We start from the raw sequence: 19,884 nt of genomic DNA, 5'->3' as shown, positions 1-19,884 counted from the left end.
CCGTGTCTGCGCGTGGAGGGTTCTTGCGAAGGCTCCCCGATGAAGCGCGAAGCCCACGCTGTACCTGTAGGGTCAGCGATGGGAGTATGTCACAGCTGAGTTCAACCCATTCTCTCAGCCCTTTCGAGGATGAGCCGATAGGAATAGAATTGCTTGAATTGTTCAGCCAACCGTTGGCTAGAGGCGTTTGGCCTCTACCGTCTTGGGCAGAGACAAAGGCTCCGGCAGCTCCGGGATGGACAATTCCCAACCGTTGCTCAAGGTGAAAATGGTTTCCCCGGCCTCTGAACGGGTGGCCACAACCGATTCTTCCAGATCTTTTTTGGGAACGTAGACCATCAAATGCCCGTAGGCACTTTCGTGCAGGATGACTTTCATAGCCCTTTCTCCACAAGTTCCAGCTCTTGGGCACGGCACCCCACCACCAAGCCTTTGGCCAAGCAGTGGACGGCATAGACGTAAAACCGTTGTAGAAAGGTGCCAATGGAAATCACGTAACCTTCGTCGCCCGGAACGGCCAAGATTTTCCCCACCGGCTGGCCGAAGAAGGTGCCATCGTTGCGGATGACCTTACGGATGCGGACTTTGTCGCCCAGCTCAAATTGGGGAGGGCGATCCAGCTCCAGTTCGTCGCTCATGGGGTACCTCCTGTGATTTCTGCCAGCACCTGACAAAGCTCTTGGCGGGTTAGGCTGCGGCCTACTTGGCGCGCCCGTCGAGACACGGCTGCCAAAATGGCCTGAGATTTGGAAGTTTCCTTTCCGGACAAGCGGTTAGACAACATCGGGATGGCTCTCCTCTGGGATGGGTTCTGGAGTGTGTTGCGCCCATTCCGTCAGCGTTGCGCGGCAATAACGGGCCAGCTCCGCGGGCGGGATCGGATGCTTGCAGTGGGTGACGTGCTGCCGCACCTGTTCCAGGAGCTTTTCCAGTTGGCCAGGTGGGATCTGCTCGACAGGGATCCCGTGTTCCTTGAGGATCTGGAGCAGCAAATGCCTGCCGGAGTGTTTGCCCAACACCAGCCGCCGCTGGCTGCCCACGGCTTCTGGTGGGAAAGGCTCATAGGTCTGGGGATCCCGTAGCACCCCTGCAGCGTGAATGCCCGACTCGTGGGCAAAGGCGTTGTCACCGACGATGGCCTTCCAGGGGGGGAGGGGAGCACCGCTGGCCCGTGCCACCTGTTGAGACAGCTCCCGCAGACGGCAGGTATCCACCCCAACGTCGATCCCCAAGGTGTAGCGCAAAGCCATCACCACCTCTTCCAAGGGGGCATTGCCGGCCCGTTCCCCCAAGCCGTTGACGGTGGTGTTTACCGACTGAGCGCCGGCGCGGATTCCGGCCAAGGCATTGGCAGTGGCCATGCCCAGGTCGTCGTGGGTATGCATCTCCACAGGGATATCGATGGCCCGCACCAGACGGCGAATCTGCTTGTAGGTGCTAAAAGGATCCAAAACGCCCACCGTATCGCAGTAGCGGAAGCGCCGACAGCCCCAGCTTTGGGCCATTTGGGCCAACTCGATCACCTGCTCCAGGGGGGTGCGGCTGGCATCTTCTGCCCCCACCGAGACCCACAGCCCTTGCTCCAAGGCCATCTCCACGCATTGGCGCAACTGTCGCAGCAGCCGAGGGCGATCCCCTTGGAACTTGGCAGCGATTTGCCGATCCGAGACCGGCACGGAGATGTGGATCCGCTTGAGGCCGCAACGAATAGAGGCGAGGATATCGCTGGGCACAGCCCGGTTCCACCCCAGCAGGTGGGCCCGCAGCCCCAGGCTGAGCATGGCGCGAATGGCTTCCGTTTCCACGGCGCCCATGGCCGGGATCCCCACCTCAATTTCGGGTACGCCAATGGCATCCAAGAGGGCGGCAATGGAGATCTTCTCGGGGATTTGGAAGGCTACCCCTGCTGCTTGCTCCCCATCGCGCAGGGTGGTGTCGTTGATGGTGATAGAGGAATTCATGGGATCCATCCTCCAAGACCTACGGCCCGCCTAGGCAATCGGTAACCGTCGATGGTGCTCCGCACCGCTAGCGGGACCCCGGTTGCGTCAGGGCAATCATGTCCAGGGTAGAAAGCTCAACCAAGTTGCCGCAGAATTCATCAGATTCCTGTAAGGCTTGGCTGTTCCTCTTAGCGGGGTGGAGTCTTTGGAGCAGGGGATCCTTGACAAAGTCCGACAAAGTCCGGCCTTTGGGATCCCGCTGCTCTGGCCATCAACGAATTAAGTCGAAGGAAAAATCGGTTTTGCCGGGGATGATGCTGCGCCGATCTGCCTCATCCAGAATGGTGTTGACAATCCAGTTAAGGAGGTTGAGCGCCCCCACATAGCCATAGGTGGGGTAGCGGTGCAGATGGTGGCGGTCGAAGATGGGGTAGCCGATGCGCACCAAAGGCGTGCCCGTATCCCGCCATAGGTATTTGCCGTAGGAATTGCCGATCAGCAGATCCACCGGCTCGGTGAACATCAGAGAGCGCAGATGCCAGAGATCCTTGCCCCCCCAGACGGTTGCCCCCTGCCCATAGGGGCTAGAGGCCAGCAGCGTCCGCGCCTCGGTCTCAAACTCCTCGTTGCTGTTGGTCACCACCACATGGATCGGCTCGGCCCCCAGCTCCAGCAATACGCTCAGCAAGCCCATCACCAGATCCGGATCCCCATACAGGGCTACCCGCTTGCCGTGGATCCACGCTTGGGAGTCCGTGAAAGCATCCACCGCCCGGCCCCGTTCGATCTCCAGCTCGGCGGGAATGGGCTTGCCCGTTAACTGGGATAGCTGCATCAAAAACTCATCCGTGCCCCGAATACCCACTGGCCGCGCCGTCAGGGTGGGCCGACCCGAGGCCTCTGCTAGAAACTCCAGGGTCTTGGGCGTGGTGTAGCGCTGGAAGGAAAAAGTAGCCTCGGCGTTGAGGCATTGGGCAGCCGCCTCCAAAGGGGTTCCTCCGGGATACATGTGGAAAGTGCCGTCGTTGGGCGAATCCAAATAGTCGGAGTTGTCCGCCAGCAGGGTCAGCGGGATCCCGAATAAGCCGAAGATGCGCTTGATCTCCCGCAAGTTGCCCATGTAGGTATCGAAACCGGGGATGACGTTGATGTAGCCATTGCTACCCGTGCGGCCCACCGGCTCGGTGAGGGTGCTGAGAATGCTCTTGAGCATGTTGTCGTAGCCGGTGATGTGGGATCCCACAAAGCTTGGCGTGTGGGCATAGGGCACCGGGAAGTCGCGGGAAATCACTCCCTCATTTCTGGCCGTGGTGATGAAGGCCCCCAGGTCATCCCCGATCACCTCCGCCATGCAGGTGGTGCACACGGCGATCATCTTGGGCTTGTAGAGGGCGTAGGCATTTTCCAGTCCCTCGATTAGGTTTTTGAGGCCGCCAAACACCGCCGCATCTTCCGTCATCGAGGTGGAGACCGCCGAAAAGGGCTCCTTAAAGTGGCGGGTGAGATGGGTGCGAAAATAGGCCACACACCCCTGGGATCCATGGACGAAGGGCAAAGTTCCCTCGAAGCCGACAGCGGCGAAGATGGCCCCCAAGGGTTGGCAGGCTTTGGCAGGGTTTATCGTCAAAGCTTCCCGCTGAAAGTTTTTCTCCCGGTATTCCCAAGATTTTGTCCATTCGGCCACCCGGGCCACTTCTTCCGGGGAAGGGAGATCTTCAAAGGTTTGCTTGCACTGCAGAAGCGCCTGATATTCCGGATCTTGAAACAGGCGGGCATGATCTTTGATGTCTTGGATATCTTGCGGCATGGTCGGTCTCCTAATGAGGGGCAGGGGAAGGAAGGGCCGTTCGCGTCTGGGATCCCGGCGGCAAGCTAGGATTTCCAGGGGGCTTTGACCAGATCCCAGGTGGGGCTATTCAAAGCCAAATCCATATCGCGAGCGAACACGGCAAAGCCGTCGTAGCCGTGGTAGGGGCCGGAGTAGTCCCAAGAGTGCATCTGGCGGAAGGGCAAAGCCATCTTTTGAAAGACGTACTTCTCCTTGATGCCGGAGGCGATGAGATCTGGCTTCAACCTCTTGGCAAATTCTTCAAACTCGTAGCCGGACACGTCATCGTAGATGAGGGTGCCATCATCGATGTACTGGGTGGTGCGCTTGTAGTCGTCGCCGTGGCCGAATTCGTAGCCGGTGGCAATCACCTCCATGCCCAGCTCCCGGAAGGCCGGGATGACGTGGCGGGGCCGCAGTCCGCCCACCATCAGCATCACCCGCTTGCCCTCCAGGCGGGGACGGTACTTGGCAATGATGGCCTCGCTCTGGGGCTTGTACTTGGCGATCACCTGCTCTGCCTTGGCCTGGATGGTCTCGTCGAACCGCTGGGCGATGGCCCGCAGCGACTTGGCAATTTGGGTGGGGCCAAAGAAATTGAACTCCAGCCAGGGGATCCCGTAGGCTTCCTCCATGTGGCGGCAGATGTAGTTCATGGAGCGGTAGCAGTGGATGAGATTCAGCTTTACCCGGGGGGCAAGCAACATCTCGTTCCAGGTGCCATCGCCGGAGAACTGGGTCACCACCCGCAGGCCCATCTCTTCCAGCAAAATCCGGGAAGACCAGGCGTCGCCGCCGATGTTGTAGTCCCCAATCAGGGCCACATCATAAGGGCCGGGCTCAAAGTTGAGGGATCCCTCCTTGGCTTTCTTGTCAGCAATGGGCAGAACCCAGTCCCGCACTGTATCGTTAGCAATGTGGTGGCCCAGGGACTGGGAAACCCCCCGAAAGCCCTCGCAGCGCACCGGCACCACCGGCTTGCCAATTTCTTTGGAAACTCTCTTGGCCACTGCCTCGATGTCATCCCCGATCAAGCCGACGGGGCATTCGGACTGGATGGTAATGCCTTTGGCCAAGGGGAAGAGTTCGCTGGCTTCCACCAAGAGTTTGGCCAGTTTTTTGTCCCCCCCGAACACCACATCTCGCTCCTGAAAATCGGAGGTGAACTGCATGGTAACGAAGGTATCTACCCCGGTTGTGCCGACGTAGTAATTGCGCCTTCCCGACCAGGAGTAGTAGCCGCAGCCCACGGGGCCATGGCTGAGGTGGATCATGTCTTTGACCGGCCCCCACACCACCCCCTTGGAACCGGCATAGGCACAGCCGCGAGTGGTCATGACGCCGGGGATCGACTTGATGTTGGACTTTACTCCGCAATCCGTTTTGCCCTTGTCGTAGACGTTGAGGTGTTTGGCTCGCTTTTGCTTGGCCTTTTCCGGATAGGTTTCCAGAACTTCTGCAATAACTTTTCGGTTTTCCTCTTTGAGGGCGCTTTTTGGAGTAGTCATGGGAAGAGCCTCATCTACTGGATTTTTTTGAGAAAGAAACTAGGGGGAACCGAGGGCCGAGGGAGGAAGGGATCCACCCCCAGCCCATCTTTAAGTTCACACTGGGGCCAACTCTTTTTCGGTTTTGCCGATGAGGTGGGCGATTTTCTGGTCGTCGTCCAAAACGCCGAACTCTATCAACAACTGTTCCAGCTCATCCATAGAGATGGGGGTGGGGATCCTCAGATCCGTGTTGTTGATGATCTTTTTGGCCAAGGCCCGATACTCGTCAGCTTGGTTGCAGTCGGGGGAGTACTCGATCACCGTCATGCGGCGCAATTCTGCGTGCTGAACCACATTGTCGCGGGGGATGAAGTGCAGCATTTTGGTGTTGAGCTTTTCGGCCAGAGCTTCGATCAGCTCGATCTCGCGATCCACTTTGCGGCTGTTGCAGATCAAGCCACCCAAGCGCACGCCGCCGGAGTAGGCGTATTTCAGCACGCCGCGGGCGATGTTGTTGGCCGCATACATGGCCATCATTTCGCCGGAGCAAACAATGTAGATCTCTTGGGCCTTGCCCTCCCGAATGGGCATGGCAAAACCGCCGCAGACCACGTCCCCCAGCACGTCGTAGCAGACAAAGTCCAGATCCTCGTAGGCTCCGTTTTCTTCCAAGAAATTGATGGCGGTGATGATGCCTCGTCCGGCACAGCCAACACCAGGCTCGGGGCCACCGGATTCCACGCAGCGCACCCCTCGGTAGCCGGTGAGAACCACTTCTTCCAGCTCCACGTCTTCTACGGATCCCCGCTCAGCAGCCAGGTGAAGGACGGTGGTCTGGGCTTTGCAGTGCAACATGAGGCGGGTGGAATCGGCTTTCGGGTCGCAGCCGACGATCATGATCCGCTGTCCCAATTCGGCCATACCGGCAACGGTATTCTGACAGGTAGTGGATTTGCCGATACCGCCTTTGCCGTAGAATGCAATTTGTCTCATGGTTCAGTTCTCCTAATGAAGACTTGAGGAAAAACTTGAGGGCGACTTAAGGGTTAGAAATCTCTTGCCAATGGGCGCAACTGGTCGCATTAGCGAGACGGGATCCTTACTGCAAAGGATTTCAGCTCGCGGGAAGGCAGCCTTGGATCCCTTGGAATCCAAAAGCAAACCGGTTGAACGGTGGGGCTCTCCCGAATCGAGGCAGGAGATGGGGGAAGCGACGGGGAGTAACAGTGGGGCAGATCATAGGGCTCTCAGGCTTATCGAGAATGGGGAACTAGAGGGCATGCACGGTTAAAGTGGGCCACACCTGTTCTTGCAGGCGGGTTTCGATGAGCAACCGCAGGGTGTTTTGCTGGCTGGGGCAGGTGGTGCAGGATCCCTTGAGGCGCACCCACACCTGATCCCCTTCCAGGTCGTACAGCTCCACATCGCCGCCATCGGCCAACAGCAGCGGGCGAACTTCCTCCTCCAGGACGGCCTGAATGCGGGCGATCTTTTGCAAGGTGGTGAGGGGAGAGGGAGCAGCGGGAGAGGGCTCTGTCTGGTTTTGGGAGTTCCCTTTTGAATTTCTTGAATCTTCTGAAGGGGTTGCGTCAGTCTCGGCCAGAACAGCGGCAATCAGGTCTTCAATCTGGGCCAGGCAGGAACCACAGCCACCACCCGCTTTGCTGTAGGCTGTTACTTCCTCAGCGGAGGTGAGGTGGTTTTCCCGGATCAGGCGGCGGATCTTTTGCTCGCTGACGCCAAAGCAGGAGCAGACCAAAGCGCTGTCATCATCCGTGTGGTCAGGCAGAGGAAGGCCGCGATAGCTGTAGATGGCTGCCTCCAGAGCCTCTTGCCCCATCACCGAGCAGTGCATCTTGGCGGGGGGCAGGCCGCCCAGGTAGTCAGCGATTTGGCGGTTGTCGATCCGCAGGGCTTCATCCAGAGTGAGGCCGGTGATCAGCTCCGTCAGAGCCGAGGAAGAGGCAATGGCGCTGGTGCAGCCGAAGGTTTGGAAGCTGGCAGCCAAGATGCGCTCGCTGGCCTCGTCCACCTTTAAGTAGAGCCGCAGGGCATCGCCGCAGGTGATGCTGCCCACTTCTCCAACCACCACCCGAACACCGGGCTCGGAGCTGGGATCCATCGCCCCTTGGTTTTTGGGGTGGTAGAAGAGTTCCAAAACTTTTTCGCTGTAGTCCCACATGGCTGGATCCTGAGTTGAGGATGCTAACGGTCGAGGGAAGATGAGTTTGAGGGGGGTCAGCGGCGAGCCAGTTCCCGTTCCTGCTGTTGCAGCCAGTCTTCCGCCTCGTGGCTGAAGGGGGAGATGGCCCGCAAATGCTCAATGATCCCCGGCAAAACCTCCAGCACCCGCTCCACCTCTGCCGGCTGGGTAAAGCGGGAGAGGCTGAAGCGGATCGAGCCGTGCAAAACGGTGTAGGGCAGGCGCATGGCCCGCAGCACATGGGAGGGTTCCAGGGATCCGGAAGTGCAGGCGGAGCCGGAGGAGGCGCAGATGCCGTATTTGTTCAGCCAGAAGAGGATCGCTTCCCCTTCCACGAACTTGAAGCCCAAGTTGGTGGTGTTGGGCAGCCGCTGAGTGGGGTGGCCGTTAACCTGGACATCCGGGATCCGCTGTAGCAAGCCCTGCTCCAAGCGATCCCGCAGCAGCCGCTCATGGGGATCCCCCAGGTGGGCTTGGGCCAGCTCCGCTGCCTTGCCCAGGGCGATGATGCCCGGCACATTTTCCGTCCCGGCGCGGCGGCCTCGCTCCTGATGCCCTCCCAGCAGCAACGGACGGAAGCGCAAGCCCCGCCGCACATAGAGAGCGCCGATCCCCTTGGGGGCATGCAGCTTGTGCCCGGAAAGGGTGAGGAGATCCACTGGCAGGCGCTGCAGATCGAGAGGGATCTTGCCCACCGCCTGTACTGCGTCCACATGGACAACAGCCCCATAGCTGCGAGCCAGGGATCCCACCGCCTCGATGGGGAAAAGCACGCCCGTCTCGTTGTTGGCGGCCATGCAGCTCACCAGGGCAGTATCGCCGGTCAGGGCTGCCTCCAGCTCCAGCAAGTCCAGGCAGCCTTGCTCATCCACCGAGAGGTAGGTGACGCGGTAGCCTTGTTTTTCCAGGTGCTTGCAGACGTTGAGCACCGAGGCGTGCTCTACCTGCGTGGTGATGATGTGGCGCTTCTGGGGTTGGGCTGCCAAGGCTGCATAAATGGCCGTGGTGTTGCCTTCGGTGCCGCCACTGGTGAAGACGATCTCCGTCGGGTCGGCTCCCAGAAGGGCTGCCACCTGTTCGCGGGCTTGGTTGAGGGCACGCCCCACCTGGCCGCCAAAACTGTGCATCGAGGAGGGGTTGCCGTAGAAGGTCTGCAAATAGGGCAGCATCGCCTCCAGAACCAGGGGATCCACGGCGGTGGTGGCGTTGTTGTCCAGGTAGATCACGGGGTTCATACAGGCTCCGAATCGATACAAGGTAGGGGTTGGGCAACGTTAAACGGCTTGCGGAGCGTGGGAATGGCACTGCTTTGGGCAAATGCGGGCGCAAGCCTGACAGCCGATGCAGAGGGCGGCATTGAGGATGGTCATCACTTTGCGCTCACTTTCTTCTTCCTCTTCGTTTTCGACAAACTCGCCGTCTTCGTTGAGGGCTCTGAGGGCGAACACACCCCGGCCACAGACTTTGAGGCAACGGCTACAGCCGAGGCAGCGGGTGATATCCAGGCTTTCGATAAACTGTGGGATCCAGGGCAGTCCGCCTTTGGTGAGAGCAGTTACAGTAGCCATGGCCGCGTCTCCAAAAGATGAGGTCTCAAGATCGGGAAGATTTGCTGTCCAGGGCCTGGTTGACCAACCAGGTGCGGTAAAACTTGAGGGCCACCGTTTCAATGAGGTCGTAGTCTTCCACCACTTCGATGCCGGCCTCGCGAATACGCTTCATGGGGCAATCGCCGATCTTGGAGACCAATACAGCTCGGCAATCCCTGATGAGATCCAGAATTTGCTCTAGGTTGTTGTCCTCGCCGGATCCCCCGTGGCAGTACTGCGGGATCTTGCGGTGGCCGACAAACTGCGCCCCACGGGCGTTGACCTCGTAGATCAAAAACTCCCGCGCATGGCCGAAGTGGCGATTGACCAAGCCACCGCCTTTGCTGGCCACGGCCACCAGGATGGAGGGGCTGTCGGGAGGCAGGTCGGCTGTCCAGTGGGTCGGGGCTGCCTGCTGCTGAGCTTGCAGTTGGGCAATGCTTGCCTGGACCTGGCGGCGTTTTTCGGGGTCGTACTCGGGGGTCATCTGCATAAAGCGCTCCTTGGTGAACTCTTGGCTGCGGTCTTCCCCCAGAAGGCCCACCGCGTCCGCCCGACACTGGCGACAGTGGCGCATCATCCGCATGTTGCCGGAGCACCGATCTTGCAGGGCTTTCAACTCCTGAGGGGTGGGGCCCCGCTGGCCGATGAGGCCGAAGTAAGTGCCGTGTTCGGGCGCCGAGATCAGGGGCATGATGTTGTGCAAGAAAGCCCCTTTCTCCTGAATCACCCGGTTCACTTCCAAGAGGTGGGTGTCGTTGATGCCGGGAATGAGAACGGAGTTGACTTTGCAGAGGATGTCTGCCTCCCGCAGCAGATCCAGGCTTTCCATCTGCCGTTCGTGCAGGATGCGGGCTGCCTCCACCCCTCGAATGCGCTTGCGCCGCCAGCGGATCCAGGGGTAGATCCTGGCCCCGATCTCCGGATCCACCATGTTGATGGTCAGGGTGACGTGGTCGATGTTCAGCCGTTTGATCTCGTCGATGTAGTCCGGCAACATCAGGCCGTTGGTGGAAAGGCAGAGCTTGAGATCCGGGGCTTTCTCGGCGATGCGGGCAAAGGTTTCGAAGGTTTGCTTGGGGTTGGCCAAGGGATCCCCAGGCCCAGCAATGCCCACCACCGTCAGTTGCGGGATCTTGCCGGCAATCACCAGCACTTTGTGGGCGGCTTCCGCCGGGGTCAGCAGCTCGCTGACCACACCGGGCCGGCTCTCGTTGGCACAGTCGAACTTGCGGTTGCAGTAGTTGCACTGGATGTTGCAGGCGGGGGCTACCGCCACGTGCATGCGGGCGTAGTGATGGTGAGCCGCTTCGCTGTAGCAGGGATGGGTGGCGATGCGCTGCTGCAGATGAGGGGGGAGGGCCTGGCGGGGGCTGCTGCTGCAAGCGCAGGCCGATGGGGAAGGGGATCCCTGGCGGGGCGGAGTTGAAAGGGGCAGCATGGCGGGGTCAACCAGGGGATAGAACGTTACTGGCGGTTATATCAACTGCCCTCTGGCTGCTCCGTTGCACTCAGCACCGGTAGAACTGATCGAGTTTATTGGCTCTGTACTCAAGACCTGCAAAGGCCCGATGGCAGGCCGAATCCAACTTTTTTTAGGGGTCGAGGGTCTGGTTTTTCAAGGCCGGGGATGCCGTATTTTGACCCAAAGGGGCGGGGGATCCGGCTGTGGGGAGGATCCCCGGAATCCCTGATTCGACAAGGGCTTGGGGCAATGCTTAAGAAATACTAAAAATCTGCTCAGATGCACTCAAGCGCCGCAGCCTCGGCTGCGTTTTGCATCAATTGCTACGATTTAATATCGTATCAGCCCAAAAGTGTATTGAAAATAGCCGTTTGAGTTTGAGGAAAGATCCCCCTGGGGCAAAGTCCTCGCCAAGGAAGTGAAGACTATTGCGGCGGCAGGCCGTCGGACTTTCTTGTTGTGACAGGGGGGATGTACTCGCTCAAATACCCATACCCTTCCCCAAAAATACCGGATCCCTGCAGGCAAAAGACTCAACCCCCTATCCCCAGAAAAACTTTTTTTGCGCTCTGGGCCAAGCTTCCAGGGCTTGAGTACATCAGCAATAACTCAATCAGTCCTGATCGCCCGCTGCCAAGCCTGAGCCCCTGCAGCCGCTTGCTATAAGCGGGGGATATAAGCGGGGGAACAGAACCCCAACGGTTCTGCCCCTCTGTTGAGACTCGCCCCCTGCTTCCCAACCGGTGAGCTTATGTCCCCCCTTGTTTCTCCCCCACCGAAAACGGCTGAAGTGCTGCAGGTGCCCCGTTGCGATCGCTGGCGGATTCTCTACCGTCTGCAGGAGCTGGATTTGACCTGTGGCTGTACCCCGACCGGCCAACTGTGGGTGATGATTCGCACCCCCACCGAAGCCCTCCTCGTCCACAGTGTGCTCCGCCTTTTCACCCTCAACCGCTCTGGCTGGCTGAGTTGGTTGGATCGCTGCTGGTCTCTCCAGACCTGGGATCCCCCTGAGAGATCTGCAGGAGGGGATGACCACCCCTGAACCTCTGCCGTTTGCCTCCTTGCTTCTCCTGTTCACCTCGTTTTGGTAGCGCCAATGAGCACTCCATCCCCCTCGACTCACTCCTTCCAACAAGTCCGAGACAACCCCGTTCATCTGGGACGGGAGATCACGGTTCCCATCTGCGAGGGCCTCAACCTAGTTTGGGCCAGTCTTCAGGGGCTGTATTTGCAGTATCTGAAGCACCATCTGGTTGTCGAAGGAGCAGAGTTCTACTCAATTCACCAATTTTTCAACGAAAGTCTACAGGAAGTTCAGAACCACGCCCATGAGGTGGGGGAGCGCCTGAACGGCCTAGGTGGGATCCCGGCCTCCAGCTTTGCCAAGCTGGCGGAGCTGTGCTGCTTCAGCCCGGAAGGGGACGATGCATTGGCCGTGCGGCCCATGCTGGAAGCGGATTTGCGGGCCGAGCAAAGCCTAATCGATCTGCTGCGTCGCCAGGCGGCTCTGGCGGAAAGTGTTGGGGATCGCGCCACCCGTCACCTCTACGAGCAGATTTTGCTGCGGACGGAAGAACGGGCCTTTCACCTGGCCCACTTTCTGGCTGCCGACAGCTTGGTTTTGGGCTTGTCCCCATCCTAGCTTGCCCATCTACGCCCACCCCTCGTTTTGGGAGACTCTGCCATGCTTACCCCCGATCGGGCGCCGCTGCTGCAGTTTTTGCAAGTTGAGCTTGGGATCCCGGAATCCGCCCTCACCTTCGCCCTGAAACGGCATGGGTGTGAACAGGGCCCTTTGCCCATGATTCTTTGGCATTACGGGCTGATTTCCTTGGAGCAACTGGAGCAGATTTTTGAATGGTGTGCTCCCCCTCCTCTTGTTACCAATTCTACCCATTCGGAGGTTTAAGCCATGACTTATCCCTACCCTTCTCTTCCCTATCCCAGAGTCGGCAACCCTTTGGGATGGCTCGGCCTGGTTTTGAACTCAATTTTCAGATCCGCCCTGAAGTGGCCGCGCCGCTGGCTCAACAGCATTGAAATTCGGGGATCCCGGCAGGCGCGTTGGATTTGCCGTTTGATCCCGGCTTCCTGCCCCTTTGAGCGGGATATCCGACTGGGATCCCGCACCGTCCACATTCCGGCCCTCTGTCGCATCAACCCCTTCTACGAGGAGATCATTGCCCTGCGGCTGCGGGCGGCGGCTTACCTGGCCGAAGCCGCGGCTCAACCCCAGCCCCCCTCTTCTCAGGAGATCCCATCATGCCCTTGATCAGCCGGACTAAAGTGGCGGAGCTGCTCAACGAGACCGCCTGCGAGCACAACCACAAGAAAGACGGCAAAGGCAAAAACAAAGTCTGTGCCGAGCAAGCCAAGCCAGGAGGAGCGCAGGGAGGCTGTGCCTTTGACGGGGCTTCGATTGCCCTGGTGCCGATCGCCGATGCCGCCCATCTGGTGCATGGGCCAATCGCCTGCAGCGGCAACTCTTGGGGGACGCGGGGCAGCCTCTCTTCTGGCCCCCAGCTTTATCGGGTGGGCTTCACCACCGATCTGAGCGAGAACGAGATCATCTTCGGGGGGGAGGAAAAGCTGTTCCAGGCCATCCTTGACTTGCAGGCCAAATACCAGCCTGCCGCCATTTTTGTCTATCTCACTTGTGTAACTGCCCTCATTGGCGACGATGTGGAGGCCGTGTGTCAGCGGGCCAGCCGCCAGCTTGGGATCCCGGTCATTCCGGTGAATGCGCCCGGCTTTGTGGGCAGCAAAAACCTAGGCAACCGTCTGGCCGGAGAAGCCCTGCTGGACTATGTTATCGGCACCGCCTCCCCGGAGTACACCACTCCCCGCGACATTAACCTCATCGGCGAGTACAACATTGCTGGCGAGCTGTGGGATGTCTTGCCTCTGTTTGACGAGCTGGGGATCCGCATCTTGGCCAAGATCACCGGCGATGGCCGCTACCACGAGATCTGTACCGCCCACCGGGCCAAGCTGAACGTCCTCATCTGCGCTAAAGCCTTGCTCAATGTGGGCCGCAAGATGCAGGAGCGCTATGGGATCCCCTACATTGAGGCTTCCTTTTACGGGCTGCAGGAGATGAACCACTGCCTACGGGCCATTGCCCAAGGGCTGAAGGATCCCGAACTGCAGGAGCGTACCGAGGCCCTCATCGAGCGGGAAACTCGCGCCACCGAGGCGGCTTTGGCCCCCTACCGGCAGCGGCTGGCGGGCAAACGAGTTGTCCTTTATACCGGCGGGGTGAAAAGTTGGTCGATCATCTCCGCCGCTCGAGATCTGGGGATGCAGGTAACGGCCACCAGCACCCGCAAAAGCACCGAAGAAGACAAAGCCCGCATCCGCGAGCTGCTTGGCCAGGATGGCATTCTCTTGGACAAGGGCAGCCCGCAAGAGCTGCTCAAGGTGGTGGAGCGCACGAAAGCGGACTTGCTCATCGCCGGCGGACGCAACCAGTACACCGCCCTCAAGGCCCGCATCCCCTTTCTGGACATCAACCAGGAGCGGCACCATGCCTATGCCGGCTATCGCGGCCTGGTGAACTTGGCGCGGGAGATCGATGCCGCCCTCCACAGTCCCATTTGGGAGCAGTTGCGACGGCCTGCCCCCTGGGAGACCTCAGCAGCAAAGGAGGTGGGAGGATGGCCCAGTTGATTCAAGAACGCAAGCCCCTCAGCGTCAACCCCCTCAAACTCAGCGCTCCGCTGGGGGCGGCCCTGGCCTTTCTGGGGATCAAGGGCTGTCTGCCGCTCTTCCACGGTTCCCAAGGCTGTACGGCCTTTGCCAAAGCGCTGCTGGTACGTCATTTCCGCGAGGCCATTCCCATGTCCACCACTGCCATGTCCGAAGTGGACACCATCTTGGGAGGCGAGGAGAATGTCGAAGCTGCCATCCTCACCTTGGTGGAGAAGGCCCAGCCGGAGCTGATTGGTCTTCTGACCACCGGCCTCACGGAAACCCGCGGGGACGATATGCCGCGCATCCTGCGGGAGCTGCGCCGACGCCAGCCGCAATTGCAGGATCTGCCCATCGTCTTGGCCTCCACGCCTGACTTTAAGGGATCCCTGCAAGACGGCTATGCCATCGCCGTCAACAGCTTGGTCAGCACCCTGCCGGAATCGCCGTCGGGATCCGTCCGCCCTGCCCAGGTAACGGTGCTGTGCGGGCCTGCCCTCACCCCCGCCGATGCCCAGGAGATCAAGGAAATGGTGGAAGCTTTTGGCCTGGAGCCAATCTTGGTGCCGGATCTCTCAGGCTCCCTAGATGGCCACTTGGGCACTGGCTTTAGGGCAACCCCGGACGGCGGCACCAGCCTCGAGCAACTGCGGCAGCTGGGGCGATCCGGCCTCACCTTGGCCATTGGGGAGAGCATGCGCCCTGCCGCTCAGATCCTGGCCCAGCGCTTTGGCACCCCCTATCGGGTTTTCCCCCACCTGACCGGTCTCAAGGCTGTGGATCCCTTTTTGGCAACCTTGGCCGACTACAGCCAACAGCCGGTGCCCCTGCGCTACCGCCGCCAGCGCAGCCAAGTCCAGGATGCCCTCCTGGATTGCCACTTTTTCTTCGGCAACCAGCGGATTGCCTTGGCCCTAGAAGCCGATCTGCTCTGGGGGTGGGTGGACTGGCTGCTGGATATGGGCTGTCAGATCCAGGCGGCCATCAGTCCCACACCGGATCCCCACTTGAGCACCCTTCCCATTGAGGCGGTGCGGGTGGGGGATCTGGGGGATCTGGAGGAGCTGGCACCCGGGGCTGACCTGCTGGTGGGCAACTCCCACGTGGCGCGCCTGGGCAAGCGGCTGGGGATCCCAGTGCATCGAATGGGGATCCCTATCTTCGACCGGCTGGGGGCCAACCACATCTGTCAGGTGGGCTATCGCGGCACCCTATCCCAACTGTTTGCCGTCGGCAACCTGCTGATGGAGCAGGAGGAAGCCCGTCACCCCAGCCCACCCCAGGTTTCTAGGCAGGGATTCTAAGGGATCCAGAGCTTCGAAGGGCAGCCCAAGTGCCCCTAGCTCCCCCAAACCCTCAAGTTCACGTTTCTAAGGAGAACCCTCATGCAAGTGGCCTTTACAACCCGCGACGGCAAGCACGTCAACGCCCACTTTGGTTGGGCCAACCAGATTGACATCTACGAAGTCACCCCCGAAGGCTACCGCTTCTGCAAAACCCTTACCTTTGGGGGCAACTTGGAGGCAGACGGCAACGAGGACAAGCTGGTGCCCAAGCTGCAGGCTTTGGCCGATGTCACCCTCATCTACGTGGCTGCCATTGGCAGCAGTGCCGCTGCCCGCCTGATCAACCGCCGCATCACCCCCATCAAAGTGCAGTCGGAAGAAGAACCCATCGAGAGCTTGCTGCAGCGCCTGGTATCCACCCTGCACAACCCTCCCCCCTGGCTGCGCAAAGTGCTCTTGGCCGAGCGCGCCCGCAAAGCCGAAGCCCCAAATCCCTCTACTTCCCCTGCGGAGGTTTAGCCATGACGGTTACCCCTCTTTCCCCCTCGACCAGCCCCATCTTGCAAGAGATCGTTCGCCAGATGCGGGCGGCGGATCCCTACGGCACCTACCGCGCCTGGAGTGATGAGTTGCTGCTCAAGCCCTTTGTCGTCACCAAAGCCCAAAAACGCCAGATATCCCTCGAAGGGGAGGTGGATCCCGGGGTGCGGAGCCGCATTCTCATCTACTACCGCGCCATTGCCGCCCTGATTGAAAAGGAAACGGGCCTCCTAGCTCAGGTGGTGCTGGATCTCAACAGCGAAGGCTTTGGTTGGGTGCTGGTCTTCTCAGGGCGGTTGTTGTTGGTGGTCAACACCCTGCGGGATGCCCATCGCTTTGGCTTTGACTCCCTCGAACAGCTCAGCGAAAAAGCCACTGCCCTTATCGACAAAGGGATCCAACTGGCCCGAATCTACCCCGAGGTGGGCCGACTGTAGCCGCTTGTCTCCGTCCCGGCAGCCATTTTTTCTTCTTTTTCTTCAGCAATTAGGAGTGCCTTGCCCATGTTGAATGAGAGTGACGTTGAGAATGTTGTGAACGGCCTGGATTTCGAGCCCTTCGAACACCTGTCTGCCGACCAGCTCCGCACCGAGATCAAGCGACTAAACAGCAAAGCAGGCCAACTGAAAATGGATCTGCACGATCTGGCCGAGGGGCTACCCGACGGGTTCGAGCGACTCCCCGACTTGGCAGCCCGCACCTATGCCCTGTTTGCCCGGCTGCACACCCTCAGACAACGCTTGAAAACCCTGGAGACCTGCCGATGAGTTGGAACCGCAACCGCCGTTGGAAAGACTTCCAAGCCCTAGTCAATGCCGAGGATTATTTCGCTTTTTTCGAGCTCCCCTACGATCCGCGGGTGGTCAATGTAAATCGCTTGCATATCTTACGCAAATTCGCTCAGTATCTGGCTCCTCTGGAGCACTTCCAGGGCAGCGAAGAAGAGCGATTGGAGCAAGCTCGGCAAGCGCTGGAAAAAGCGTACCAAACCTTTCTCACCTCTACTCCGCAGCAGGAGAAGCTATTCCGAGTCTTTCAAGACTACGGTTGTCCAGATACTGTCGGCGGCTGTGCCGGCTGCAGCTCTTTGGGAGAGCGGGGCGAATGCAGCCCTGGGATCCCTGCCTAAGATCTCTTGTTTACCCCTCGTCAGCTCTCTGGAGACTCCATCATGGCTACCTACACAGTTCACTTGGTTAACCCAAAACGACAGCTTGATACCTATATCTCAGTAGATGAAGATTCAACCATCCTAGAAGCGGCTGAGGATCAAGATGTGGACTTGCCCTCTTCCTGCCGCTCCGGTAGTTGTTCCTCTTGCGTGGCCAAAGTGGTAGAAGGAGAAGTCGATCAATCAGAGCAAACCTTTCTGGATGAGGAGCAAATAGCCAAAGGATTTGTGCTGCTCTGCGTGGCCAGACCTCGCTCCAATTGTACGATTCGCACTCACCAGGAAGCTTACTTGGTTTGATAGATCGCTGCTTCCAAGCTGCTCGCAAATGGACTCGGGCAAGGCTCAAATGGCCTCTTCTAAGATTAGGGATCCCTATATGTTGGCACCGCCCACCGTCCCTAAGATCTCAATAACCATATCTCCTCTCCAACTCATGAAGGTTGGAGAAGAAGGTCGCATCTACCAACTGCGCGGATCCGAAGCTGCTTGCGCCCAATTGCAGCAAATGGGTCTCACTCCAGGTACCTATCTCCAGGTTATCCAACGTCACCCTGAGTGGATCCTACTCCTACCCAGTGGCCAACTTTCCCTTCCTGCTCATTTAGCTAAACCCATCTGGGTTTACATGGATCCCCGTTGCGCCTTGATGTCTACCCAAGAACCGAATAAGAAAACAATCTTAAATTTGCCAAGAGCCTTCTAAAATGTAGTCTATTTACCCAATTTTTAACCTGTAATGAGGGACACTCAAAGTAAGGGAAGCTCATCTCTTCATAACCTATCTTGATTTGGGAGCAAAGCCATGAACACCTGTTTGTTGCACCTGGGCTCCATCCTTAAAGCTGCTGAAGAGCTTAGCCTTGTGGAAAAGCCTTTCCCCAAGTTGCAACACATCCAACTCTGCACAGGGCTCAGCCCAGAGGAAATCGTGCGGGCGCTGGAGCTAGAACCCAATCCCTTGGGTTGGCATCTGGAGCCAAGCCACAACCTGGCCGATGAATCGGCGTATTGGGTGGGCGGACGACCTTGTGTCGGCTTGGTTATTGAGCGTTTTGCCTGACACTTGTTGCAGTTCGGATCCCTAAAAGGCTCTCAAGGGGGAGGAGTAGCCTGCAAAGCCATCTCAAAAGTTCACTGTAAACATTAGAAGTTAAGAGAAAACAAAGCTTTCCAGAAGGTTCACCCTAGACCAAATCTCCCTGGCCTGCCGGGGATCTTTTGAGGTATCGTTCAATCCAGTTCACGAATTGAGCTTAGGAAACAGACCTTAAACTAAGGTCTCTCGCCGGGCTGCCGCGGCTTTGCGAGGAAGGTCTCCATGGCCGGGTTTAGGGTTTTGCAGATGCGATAGCAGGCGTGAACAAAGGAGAGCTACAGGGAAACGCTATGGAGTTCGAGGGCTATGGCTTATCAAATCTCAGGGAATTGTATCGGTTGCAACGCTTGCGTAGATAGCTGTCCTACAAAAGCTATTGTTGTCCAGGATGGGGAATACTGGATTAATCCTCTGTTGTGCAATGACTGCGAAGGTTTCTTCCCAGAACCTCAGTGCGTTAGCCTGTGTCCCGGTTCTGCCCCGCAGCCTTATGAAGCCATGAAGGGGCGCAACCGCACGGTCACGGCCCGCATTCGCAGCAGTCCACCTCTATTTTTGAACGGCCATAGCCAGGCTTTTGCTTCGTCAATTGTGGTCTGGGAAGCTTGCAATTTCCTATCTCAATTTCAATCTCTCAATCTGCAAAAGCAGGGAGATAACCAGGTTTGCTATCAGAAATCTGTTGGCCACAACCAGGGATCTCTGACCCTAACTCTATGTTTGGACGGGATCCCACAAAGTGCTCCGATCGATGTGCGAACTGCCTGTTTGCATCTTATTTTTGCTGCCTATGCCGCCGGGTTGGATAGCCCCTGGAAGGAATCCTTTGTTTTCACCGACTCACAATTGGAGTCCTATTTGGGCTGGGATAAACGTAAAGATCTGAGCAAGATGACCCGTCTCCACCTGTTCATGACCTGGATAGAGCAGCTCTGTCGGATTCAAGTCTCCATCGATTGGCCGGATCAGGGGCGGGTGAAGGGGTTTTCGGTACCGGCTGGCCCTCTGTGGAGGCTGCTCAAGATGCATCGCCACTTTCAAAAAGATGAGCAGGGCTGCAACCATCTGGTGGGCCTGACTTGGGCGATTCAGCCCGGCGAATGGACACGGTACTTTCTCAATCGACAAGGGTGCCGCCAGGGGCAAGCCTTTTATCAGTACAGCAGCCTGCCCCTATCCCTGCTGCAGGCCGTGATGAGCCATTGGCAACACCATGAAGGAGCCATGCGCCTGCTGCTGTGGCTGTTGTTCAAAGTGAGGATGGGGCGGCAACAGCGTCTGACGGTGCCCACCCTGATGCGAGTGGCCTACGGGGAAGAGCGACTGCAGGAAGCTTATCTCAATCTCCAAGAACGCAAACGGCTGGTGCGCACCTTTGAAAGCGATCTGGAGGTTCTCAACCACTACGGCCTCAAGCCGGAGTTCGATCCCCTCACCTATCCTTCTTCCATTCAACCCCTGTGGGCTCGCCTGGAAGCTGTGCCCGAGGATGCGGACGAGGCATTGAACTTTTGGATTGAAGATGCCAACAACGGTGGCTTGCTGACGGCTGCCGGGCCGCGGGGCAAGTGGGGACT

At 58.6% G+C, this 19,884-nt stretch carries 25 protein-coding genes; 14 read left to right on the top strand and 11 right to left on the bottom strand.

The features are described from left to right. Positions 1–177 precede the first annotated feature (177 nt). The 11 genes from nifT to nifB all read right to left on the bottom strand — a co-directional run bounded on the left by nifT (position 178) and on the right by nifB (position 10,494). Positions 178–378, bottom strand: coding sequence for a putative nitrogen fixation protein NifT (gene nifT, locus NW819_RS00520; RefSeq protein ID WP_011430645.1), 201 nt, complete (start codon positions 376–378; stop codon positions 178–180). After that, positions 375–638 (bottom strand): nitrogen fixation protein NifZ, encoded by a 264-nt coding sequence (locus NW819_RS00515; RefSeq protein ID WP_011430646.1) that lies wholly within the window; start codon positions 636–638, stop codon positions 375–377. Before NW819_RS00515 ends, nifT begins: the two co-directional genes overlap by 4 nt. Beyond that, positions 635–784: a hypothetical protein gene (locus NW819_RS00510; protein ID WP_011432085.1), complete on the bottom strand. Its 150-nt coding sequence runs from the start codon at positions 782–784 to the stop codon at positions 635–637. Before NW819_RS00510 ends, NW819_RS00515 begins: the two co-directional genes overlap by 4 nt. Continuing rightward, on the bottom strand, positions 774–1,961 hold the full coding sequence (gene nifV / locus NW819_RS00505; protein ID WP_414412566.1) for a homocitrate synthase: 1,188 nt from the start codon (positions 1,959–1,961) through the stop codon (positions 774–776). Before nifV ends, NW819_RS00510 begins: the two co-directional genes overlap by 11 nt. Positions 1,962–2,214: 253 nt before the next feature. Continuing rightward, entirely contained in the window at positions 2,215–3,750 is a 1,536-nt protein-coding gene (nifK, locus tag NW819_RS00500; protein ID WP_414412565.1) for a nitrogenase molybdenum-iron protein subunit beta, read from the bottom strand. 65 nt (positions 3,751–3,815) lie between these two features. Beyond that, complete coding sequence (gene nifD / locus NW819_RS00495; RefSeq protein ID WP_099813105.1) at positions 3,816–5,279, bottom strand: nitrogenase molybdenum-iron protein alpha chain; 1,464 nt, start codon at positions 5,277–5,279, stop codon at positions 3,816–3,818. A gap of 96 nt (positions 5,280–5,375) precedes the next feature. Further along, complete coding sequence (nifH, locus tag NW819_RS00490; protein ID WP_011430651.1) at positions 5,376–6,254, bottom strand: nitrogenase iron protein; 879 nt, start codon at positions 6,252–6,254, stop codon at positions 5,376–5,378. A 277-nt stretch (positions 6,255–6,531) separates the two neighbouring features. Then, on the bottom strand, positions 6,532–7,443 hold the full coding sequence (nifU, locus tag NW819_RS00485; protein ID WP_414355673.1) for a Fe-S cluster assembly protein NifU: 912 nt from the start codon (positions 7,441–7,443) through the stop codon (positions 6,532–6,534). Positions 7,444–7,499: 56 nt separating this feature from the next. After that, positions 7,500–8,699, bottom strand: coding sequence for a cysteine desulfurase NifS (gene nifS, locus NW819_RS00480; protein ID WP_041438416.1), 1,200 nt, complete (start codon positions 8,697–8,699; stop codon positions 7,500–7,502). A 39-nt stretch (positions 8,700–8,738) separates the two neighbouring features. After that, positions 8,739–9,032 (bottom strand): ferredoxin III, nif-specific, encoded by a 294-nt coding sequence (gene fdxB / locus NW819_RS00475; protein ID WP_414412564.1) that lies wholly within the window; start codon positions 9,030–9,032, stop codon positions 8,739–8,741. Positions 9,033–9,057: 25 nt separating this feature from the next. Then, a complete protein-coding gene (gene nifB, locus NW819_RS00470) occupies positions 9,058–10,494 on the bottom strand; it encodes a nitrogenase cofactor biosynthesis protein NifB (protein WP_414412563.1) in 1,437 nt (478 codons plus the stop codon). A 775-nt stretch (positions 10,495–11,269) separates the two neighbouring features. Here nifB and NW819_RS00465 point away from each other — a divergent pair. The 14 genes from NW819_RS00465 to NW819_RS00400 all read left to right on the top strand — a co-directional run. Next, on the top strand, positions 11,270–11,563 hold the full coding sequence (locus NW819_RS00465; RefSeq protein ID WP_099813101.1) for an Asr1405/Asl0597 family protein: 294 nt from the start codon (positions 11,270–11,272) through the stop codon (positions 11,561–11,563). A 54-nt stretch (positions 11,564–11,617) separates the two neighbouring features. Next, complete coding sequence (locus tag NW819_RS00460; RefSeq protein WP_414330307.1) at positions 11,618–12,163, top strand: ferritin-like domain-containing protein; 546 nt, start codon at positions 11,618–11,620, stop codon at positions 12,161–12,163. A gap of 42 nt (positions 12,164–12,205) precedes the next feature. Beyond that, positions 12,206–12,430, top strand: coding sequence for a DUF2949 domain-containing protein (locus NW819_RS00455; protein ID WP_011430659.1), 225 nt, complete (start codon positions 12,206–12,208; stop codon positions 12,428–12,430). Between the two features lie 3 nt (positions 12,431–12,433). After that, positions 12,434–12,793 carry a Mo-dependent nitrogenase C-terminal domain-containing protein gene (locus tag NW819_RS00450; RefSeq protein WP_414412562.1) on the top strand — a complete coding sequence of 120 codons (360 nt, stop codon included), beginning with the start codon at positions 12,434–12,436 and terminating at the stop codon, positions 12,791–12,793. Further along, positions 12,784–14,190 (top strand): nitrogenase iron-molybdenum cofactor biosynthesis protein NifE, encoded by a 1,407-nt coding sequence (gene nifE, locus NW819_RS00445; protein WP_099887423.1) that lies wholly within the window; start codon positions 12,784–12,786, stop codon positions 14,188–14,190. Before NW819_RS00450 ends, nifE begins: the two co-directional genes overlap by 10 nt. Beyond that, positions 14,178–15,515 (top strand): nitrogenase iron-molybdenum cofactor biosynthesis protein NifN, encoded by a 1,338-nt coding sequence (gene nifN / locus NW819_RS00440; RefSeq protein ID WP_414412561.1) that lies wholly within the window; start codon positions 14,178–14,180, stop codon positions 15,513–15,515. The genes nifE and nifN overlap by 13 nt, the downstream gene beginning before the upstream one ends. Before the next feature lie 81 nt (positions 15,516–15,596). After that, positions 15,597–16,016 carry a nitrogen fixation protein NifX gene (nifX, locus tag NW819_RS00435; RefSeq protein WP_414412560.1) on the top strand — a complete coding sequence of 140 codons (420 nt, stop codon included), beginning with the start codon at positions 15,597–15,599 and terminating at the stop codon, positions 16,014–16,016. A 2-nt stretch (positions 16,017–16,018) separates the two neighbouring features. Then, positions 16,019–16,474: a NifX-associated nitrogen fixation protein gene (locus NW819_RS00430; protein ID WP_414412559.1), complete on the top strand. Its 456-nt coding sequence runs from the start codon at positions 16,019–16,021 to the stop codon at positions 16,472–16,474. Between the two features lie 66 nt (positions 16,475–16,540). Beyond that, positions 16,541–16,804 (top strand): CCE_0567 family metalloprotein, encoded by a 264-nt coding sequence (locus NW819_RS00425; RefSeq protein ID WP_011432070.1) that lies wholly within the window; start codon positions 16,541–16,543, stop codon positions 16,802–16,804. Then, positions 16,801–17,166: a nitrogenase-stabilizing/protective protein NifW gene (gene nifW / locus NW819_RS00420; RefSeq protein WP_414412558.1), complete on the top strand. Its 366-nt coding sequence runs from the start codon at positions 16,801–16,803 to the stop codon at positions 17,164–17,166. Before NW819_RS00425 ends, nifW begins: the two co-directional genes overlap by 4 nt. 42 nt (positions 17,167–17,208) lie before the next feature. Beyond that, complete coding sequence (locus tag NW819_RS00415) at positions 17,209–17,508, top strand: 2Fe-2S iron-sulfur cluster-binding protein (RefSeq protein WP_414412557.1); 300 nt, start codon at positions 17,209–17,211, stop codon at positions 17,506–17,508. A 28-nt stretch (positions 17,509–17,536) separates the two neighbouring features. Then, positions 17,537–17,914 carry a ferrous iron transport protein A gene (locus NW819_RS00410; RefSeq protein WP_011432067.1) on the top strand — a complete coding sequence of 126 codons (378 nt, stop codon included), beginning with the start codon at positions 17,537–17,539 and terminating at the stop codon, positions 17,912–17,914. Positions 17,915–18,013: 99 nt separating this feature from the next. After that, complete coding sequence (locus NW819_RS00405; protein ID WP_011430669.1) at positions 18,014–18,271, top strand: hypothetical protein; 258 nt, start codon at positions 18,014–18,016, stop codon at positions 18,269–18,271. Positions 18,272–18,613: 342 nt separating this feature from the next. Beyond that, positions 18,614–19,884 (top strand): indolepyruvate ferredoxin oxidoreductase subunit alpha (locus NW819_RS00400; protein WP_414412556.1); only part of this gene is annotated, 1,271 nt, incomplete at its 3' end.

The organism is Synechococcus sp. R8-2 (assembly GCF_047461715.1).
Taxonomy (GTDB): domain Bacteria; phylum Cyanobacteriota; class Cyanobacteriia; order Thermostichales; family Thermostichaceae; genus Thermostichus.
This window is presented reverse-complemented; position numbering and strand designations above follow the sequence as displayed.